The organism is Porphyrobacter sp. TH134 (assembly GCF_002855495.1).
In the GTDB taxonomy this organism is placed as follows: Bacteria; Pseudomonadota; Alphaproteobacteria; order Sphingomonadales; family Sphingomonadaceae; genus Erythrobacter.
In genome coordinates, this window is record NZ_PKRO01000034.1 from 26,827 (window position 1) to 33,485 (window position 6,659).

At 63.9% G+C, this 6,659-nt stretch carries 5 protein-coding genes; all 5 read right to left on the reverse strand.

Annotated features, from left to right (window positions below; all coding sequences use genetic code 11):
- Positions 1–10: 10 nt before the first annotated feature.
- Positions 11–1,291, reverse strand: coding sequence for a Gfo/Idh/MocA family protein (locus C0V72_RS12875; RefSeq protein WP_101794548.1), 1,281 nt, complete (start codon positions 1,289–1,291; stop codon positions 11–13).
- Positions 1,284–2,126: an FAD:protein FMN transferase gene (locus C0V72_RS12880; protein WP_101794549.1), complete on the reverse strand. Its 843-nt coding sequence runs from the start codon at positions 2,124–2,126 to the stop codon at positions 1,284–1,286. The genes C0V72_RS12875 and C0V72_RS12880 overlap by 8 nt, the downstream gene beginning before the upstream one ends.
- Before the next feature lie 10 nt (positions 2,127–2,136).
- A complete protein-coding gene (locus tag C0V72_RS12885; protein ID WP_233999942.1) occupies positions 2,137–3,465 on the reverse strand; it encodes a Gfo/Idh/MocA family protein in 1,329 nt (442 codons plus the stop codon).
- Positions 3,465–4,862 carry a 3-keto-disaccharide hydrolase gene (locus C0V72_RS12890; protein ID WP_101794550.1) on the reverse strand — a complete coding sequence of 466 codons (1,398 nt, stop codon included), beginning with the start codon at positions 4,860–4,862 and terminating at the stop codon, positions 3,465–3,467. The genes C0V72_RS12885 and C0V72_RS12890 overlap by 1 nt, the downstream gene beginning before the upstream one ends.
- Before the next feature lie 78 nt (positions 4,863–4,940).
- Entirely contained in the window at positions 4,941–6,548 is a 1,608-nt protein-coding gene (locus C0V72_RS12895) for a TonB-dependent receptor (protein WP_101794551.1), read from the reverse strand.
- Positions 6,549–6,659 lie beyond the last annotated feature (111 nt).

The window sequence follows — 6,659 nt, forward strand, 5'->3', positions numbered from 1 at the left end:
CGCGCCGCGATCACCCGGCCGTCTGCGGTTCGGCGAATGCCAGTGCGGCAGGCCAGGCGGCGGGTTGGCCCTGATCCATCGCCTGTTCGCCAAGCAACGATGCGACACTGGCGTGATAGGCTTCGCGCAGCAGGCCGGGGGCCGGCGTGTTGGTTTTCACCGCTTCGGCGAAGGCTTCGAACTGGAGCATGCTTTCGTCATATTCGCCCCAGCCCAGCGATTCGCCGGGGGTGGTGACGGGCAGTTCGGGAAACCACGTCGCGCCGCCGATCGGGATGGTCCGGCGGCGGCCCTTGGCGACGTCGCGGCGCAATTGCTGCAAGCCGGGCACCCGCGGCGGTTCTTCGGCGTAGATGCGGCCAAGTTCGGGTTCGATCGACCCCTTGTGGCCCATGATCTGTTCCTCGCAGCCATAGCGCGCATTGTTGAGGAGCGAGGTGTAGACCAGCTTTCGCCCGCCCGGGTAATCATAGATCAGCGCGACATGATCATAGACCTCGCGCCCGTCCTTCCAGAAGCAGATGCTGCCCGAACCCATCACCCGGGTCGGCAGCGCGCCGAAGAACCAGTTGGCGACCTGGATCTGGTGGGTGGCAAGCTCGGTCATCAGCCCGGCTGAACTTTCGCGGTACAATCGCCAGTTGAGCTTGCGCTCAAGGTCGCTGCCCGGGGGCACCGCGCGGCGCCAGTCGCGGTTGCGATGCCAGCTGGCACGCACCTGCGTGATCGTGCCGATTTCACCCGCCCGGGCGCGGGCCAGCGCGTTGAGATAGGTTGGATTGAACAAGCGCTGGTGACCGATCTGAAGGACACGGTTCGCAGCGCGCGACCGTTCGACCATGGCGGTGCAATCGGCAATCGTGCGGGCCATCGCCTTTTCGCACCACACATGCAGCCCGGCGCTCAAGGCGTCGAAGGTCTGGGCCGCGTGAACATGCAGCGGTGTGGCGATCACCACGGCGTCGATCCCGCCAGCATCCAGCATCGCGCGGTGATCGGCAAAGGACGGTGTCGCTGCCGGCAGCAGTGCCCGCGCCTTGTCGAGGTGGGGGGCATAATCGTCGCAGATGGCCGCGACCGCGCAGTTGCGGGTCTTGAGGATATTCTGGATCAGCGCGCGGCCGCGATCGCCGGTGCCGATGATCCCAAGCCTGACCCGCTCGCGCCCGGCCGGTTCCGCAGCCGAGGCCGCAGCCCACGGCGCCAGCTGGGCCATGCTGCCTAGGGCCGCAGCCTGCGCAACCCGGTCCAGAAACAGGCGGCGGGACAGATCAAACGGATTGTCAGGCATCGCAGGTACGCACTCCGGGCTGGACCAGGGAAATAGCATCGCACCCGTCAAAGCGGAAGCACAGCAGGCGGCTTGGGTCGCGGTCGGCAAACCGTGCCCGCTCGCCGGGCGATGCAACCATCAGAGCAGTGCTGAGCGCCTCGGCCAGCGATCCTCGTGCACTGATCGCAATGGCGGTGCAGGGCGCGCTGACCGGGCTGCCATCATCACCGCGCAAGGTCGGCTGGCGGCCGGGCGCGCTGGCATCCACCGTTGAAGAAACCGACAGCGCTTCATCGGCAAGATCAAATTCGGCCAGAAATTCACCGGGCGCGAACGGGTGCGGCACGCCAATCGGCCATGGCTCTCCCGTCGGATGGCGACCGATGGTGAGGATCGAGCTTTCGCCGGCCGACAGCAAACCCGACTGCACCCCTGTTTCACGCAGCGCCGCAGCGGCGCAGTCGAGGGCGAAACCCTTGCCCATGCCGCCAAAATCGAAGGCCAGCGGGCCATCGGCTGCGATTCTGCCGCGCGCTCCGTCCAATTCCCACGCCCGGCGCGGCGCGCCCTGACGAACAGTCGGGTCGAACAGTCCTTCGGTAAGGGTCATCATTGCGCGGGTCTCGATCAGCGCGGCCAGCAAGGTGGGGTCATCGATCGTCGCCGCACCGCCCGCCGCCAGCGCTTCGTTGAGGCTGACGGTCGGCGATGGACGATGGATCGTCAAGGCATCGTCAACCTGTTCGATCGCGCGGCGCCCCAGCAGCAGGGCTTGCGGATCGCACGCCCCGAAGACGTGCAGCTCTACCCGGGTGCCCATCGCCATGAACCGTTCGACATGCGCCTCGATCATGGCGTCAGGCTCAGGCCTTGACCTCCCAGCCAGGTTCGTAGTCGAGCGCCCACAGCTTCATGGCCTCGGCGTTGTCGGGCTTGCCGCTTGCCGGGTCGATCCGCAGCACCGCGCCGGTCCGATAAGCCATGTTGCCGAGATGGCAGATCGTGGTGCTGATCTGCCCTTCGCCCACCGGCGAATGGAGCGCGTTGGCCTGCCCCCGGATCACATCGACGAAATTGCCCGCGTGCAGCAGATCCAGCGCGCCTTCGCCGACGGTGCCTGTGGTTTCGGATTCTGCCGGAGCCTCAGCCTTGCGAACCGATTTGCCGGCCAGATCGAAGATTTCGTACCCGTTGCGGTCGACCAGTGCCGATCCCTTGGTGCCGTAAATCAGCGTGCCGCGGCCCCGGCCGAAGCGGGCGATCCCGTTGCAGCTTTGCCCGTCCCAGCGGATCGTCTTGCCACCTTCATAGGCAAGATCGAGCTGGAGCGTGTCATACATTTCCCAATCATCGCCGCGGTGGAAATTGCGCGCGCCGCGGGCGCTGACCGTGTCGGGATAGCCCAGCCCCATCAGCCACCGCGCGACATCGACCTCGTGCAGCGCATTGTTGCAGATCTCGCCGGTGCCATAACGCCAGAACCAGTGCCAGTTGTAGTGCACGAGGTTGGACCGGTACGGCCCGCGCGGCCGCGGCCCCTGCCACAGCTCCCAATCGAGATGATCGGGCACCGCCACGGTTTCGCCCCGGCCAATCGACTTGCGGGCATTCGCGTACCAGGTTTCGCCATGATAGACCTCGCCCAATTCGCCGGCGCGGATCAGATCCGCCAGTTCGCGGGTCTCGCGGCTGGAACGCTGCTGGTTGCCGATCTGAAGTGTCCGGCCATACCGGCGCTCTGCCGCGATCAGTGCCTCGCCCTCGGCGGGCGCCATGCTCATCGGCTTTTCGAGATAGACATCGCGCGATGCCGCCATGGAATCAATCGCCAGCTTGGTGTGCCAGTGATCGGGCGTGGCAATCGCCATCACGTCGACATCGCGCCCATCAAGCAGGCGGCGATAATCACGCTCAAGCTTGGGCGCGGCATAGCCTTTGCCGACGAATTCGGCGGCGCGTTTGGAAAGCGCCTGCGCATCGACATCAACGAAATGCGTGACTTCGACATTGGGCAGCTTGGCAAAGGCTGCATAATGCGCCTGCCCCCGGCCATTGACGCCAACGACGGCAACCTGAAGCCGGTCATTGGCGCCGCGGATCCGGGCATAGCTCTTGGCGCTCATCGCCAGACCCGCGGTGGCTCCGATCCCGGCCAGCACTGTCCGGCGCGACATGCCTGTGGTCTTGTTCATCAGCGCAGCTCCCGCAGCTTGATCGACCGGAAGTCGACCCGGTCGCCGTGATCCTGAAGCAGGATCGGTCCTTTTTCCCACTCGCCGAAACGCGGCCAGTCTTTGTACTTGCTCTGCGCCACCAGCGCGCGGAACTCAGGGCTGCCGCGTTCGTATTCGACGACCTTGAAGCCGTTGAGCCAGTGTTCAACCCGCGCGCCGCGCACGATCAGGGTCGCGCGGTTCCATTCGCCCGGTGGGTTGAACCGCTTGCCCGCGCTGTCCGGGTCCGACAGGTTTTTCGCGGTGATAAGGTCATACAGCGATGCCAGCGTGCGGTTGCCATTGCGGCCCATCTTGGCATCAGGGTGGCGTTCATCATCAAGCAGCTGATATTCCAGCCCGATGGCCGATCCTTCGCCCTTCAGGAGGTTGGGATCGACGAAATACTTGATCCCGCTGTTGGCGCCCGGGGTCAGTCGGAAGTCGACCGACAATTCAAAGTCGGAGAACTCGCGCGTGGTGATGATGTCGCCGCCGTTGCGCGATTCGTAACCCGCCGATTTCTCGACCGTGAGGATACCGTCCTTCATCGACCAGCCTTTGGGCGGGAAGCCATCGAGCTTGGCCCCGCGCCAACCCCGCGCCGTTTTTCCGTCCCACAGCAGGGTCCAGCCGTTGCGGCGCTCGGCCTTGGTGAGGCGATTGACCAGATAGCTTTGCTGTTCGATCGCCGGGGTGCTGGGCGATGCAAGCTTGGCAAGACCGCTGGTCGCGATCCGCACATTGCGAAAGCGTGCTTCCAGCCCCTGCATCGCCGGGTCATCGGGCACGGAATGCACCTGAAAGGCGATGAACCCGCGCGCGTCCGTATCATCGATCAGATCGGCTGCAGGCACGCCGTTGATGAAGGTGCGGATACGATTGCCGATCGCTTCCACCCGGTAGGTGTTCCAGTCGCCCTGCCGGAAGGCCTGCCGCGCCGCATCATTCCGACCGAGGGTGTAGAGCCATTGGCGGCGCTGCTCATCATAGATGCCGCCCGACCAGCCGCGGCGGCTGGGATCGATTTCGAGCTGATAGCCATGGACCACGCCGTCGCGGTAATCGGGCCGGCTTTGGCCGCGGATCATGACGCCCGAATTCAGCCGGGGATCGGTGCGCGCTTCAAACTCAAGGATGAAGTCGCCGTAAACCTCGTTCGACACCAGCCAGCTGTTGGGTGTGCGCAGGGCCGAGCGACCGATCAGTTCGCCGTTTTCAAGCCGATACGTCGCCTGTCCGCCCATGACGCGCCAACCCGAAAGTGATGCCTCGGGCGTGAGCGCGCGCCACGGCGCGGTCTGGGCGTGGATGGCGGGCGCGGTGACTAGCAGGATGGCTGCAAGGGCGGGGCGGAGCAACGAGCGGAGCGTCATGGAACGATACTGCCTCTATCCGGAGCAAGAAAAAAGACCGGGGCGACACACGTCGCCCCGGATAGTGCAGGGGGAGGTTTAGAAGTTGAACGATGCTCGTATCCCACCGTAACGGCGGAAGTCGCGCGGCAGGATGCCGGCCGTCGCCTGGCGGTTGCCGAAATCGCCGAAGCGGTTGGCAAAGCCTGCGAAATATTGCTCGTCAAACAGGTTGTTGACGAAAGCGGCGATCTCGAACTTGCGATCCTCTCCGCGCACGCCGAGCGCCAGGTTGACGACGTGGAAGCCGGGCTGGAACAGCTCGGGATCAAGGTTGGCCGAATAGTTGAGATCGGTCTGATAGTTCCAGGCTGCCTGAACAAGGCCGCTGAGGCCTGACGAGCCGATCGGCGGTGTCCAGTTGAGCGTTCCCGAAAGACGCCATTCGGGCGTTTGTGCGGGGCGCGTGCCGCTCAGGTTTTGGCGGGTGGGCTGGCCCGGTCCGGGCGACACGCAACCTTGCTGCACAGTCTGGCCGGGGAAGCATTGCGCCACCGGGAAATCATTGACAATCGCATCGAGATAGGTCGCCGCAAACGCCAGATTGAGATCACCCAAGGCTGCCGCGGCTTCCAGTTCCACGCCCTTGGTGGTGATTTCGCCCACATTGGTCAGGCGGAAGTTGGAGGTGCCGTCGGGCAGGATCTCGATGGTTTGTGCTTGCAGGTCCTGATAGGTTGCGTCGAAATAGGTCGCATTGATCGTCAGGCGACGGTCGAAAAACTGGGTGCGCAGGCCGATTTCAAGGCTTCCGGCTGTTTCCGGACGGATTGGTCCGGCCGCTGCGCGGTTGGCATTGAACCCTGTCGTGAGATCGTAGGTCTGCCCCTTGTATCCGGTCGCATAATTCACGAAGCCCATCAGATCATCGGTGAATTCCTGCCGCGCTCCAATGCGGTAAGTGAAGGCGGTGTCTTCAGCATTGCCAGAGAAGAACCGGTTGGCCGCCGCAATGTCGAGGAAGGTGTATTCCACCTCTTCCTGCTGCACCCGCAGCCCGCCGATAAAGGTTGTGCCGTCGATCGGCTCAAGCTCAAGCTGACCAAAAGCCGAATATTGCCTCGATCCCGAAGTGGCCGACCAGTTGGCCACGGCATAGCCGTTCAAGGCACCCGGAACCGGACCGCGCTGAAAGGGGCGTTCAAACTGGGTGTCGGCGAAAAAGGCGCCGAGGGTATAGCGGAACACGCTGTTGTTGGGGGACAGCAGGCGCAATTCCTGCGTCCACTGTTCAGACCGGAAGGTGCCGATCTGGTTCTGGTCGAACGTGGGCGCCACGCTCAGTTCGTCGGAATCGAAGAAATCGTCGAGCGTGAACTTGTCCCACGATGTGATCGATACGAGCGTATGGTCGGCAAAATCCCATTCGGCCTTGAGCGTCGCCCCGCCGCCAGCATATTCGGTGCCGGTGAAGCGCTCGTTATTGACCTCCTGATTGTTCAGCCCAACCTCGATCCCGGGGCGCAAGTAAACCGATGCGGGAAGCGTGGCGTTGCCACGGAAATTGGCGCTGGGATCGAGCCGCACCAGAGGCCGGCCAAAATCGGTGCTGCCATCAATGTAATTCCCGGTCAGCATCACGCGCAGATCATCGGTCGGCTCCCAGCGCAGCTTGACCCGGGTGGTAAAGACCTCGCGGCCATTCACCTCGCCGCCTCTGAGAGCCTGACTCAGAAGTTCATGTGATCTGGCAATGGCTTGCGATGAGGCGGGTGAGGCGGCGGATATGGGCGATGGTGGTCCACGCGGTGGAACTCT

Excerpts from the sequence above, each read along its gene's own strand:
- C0V72_RS12885 (WP_233999942.1), bottom strand. The coding sequence starts at position 3,465 with ATGAACAAGACCACAGGCATGTCGCGCCGGACAGTGCTGGCCGGGATC.
- C0V72_RS12875 (WP_101794548.1), bottom strand. The coding sequence starts at position 1,291 with ATGCCTGACAATCCGTTTGATCTGTCCCGCCGCCTGTTTCTGGACCGG.
- C0V72_RS12880 (WP_101794549.1), bottom strand. The coding sequence starts at position 2,126 with ATGATCGAGGCGCATGTCGAACGGTTCATGGCGATGGGCACCCGGGTA.
- C0V72_RS12890 (WP_101794550.1), bottom strand. The coding sequence starts at position 4,862 with ATGACGCTCCGCTCGTTGCTCCGCCCCGCCCTTGCAGCCATCCTGCTA.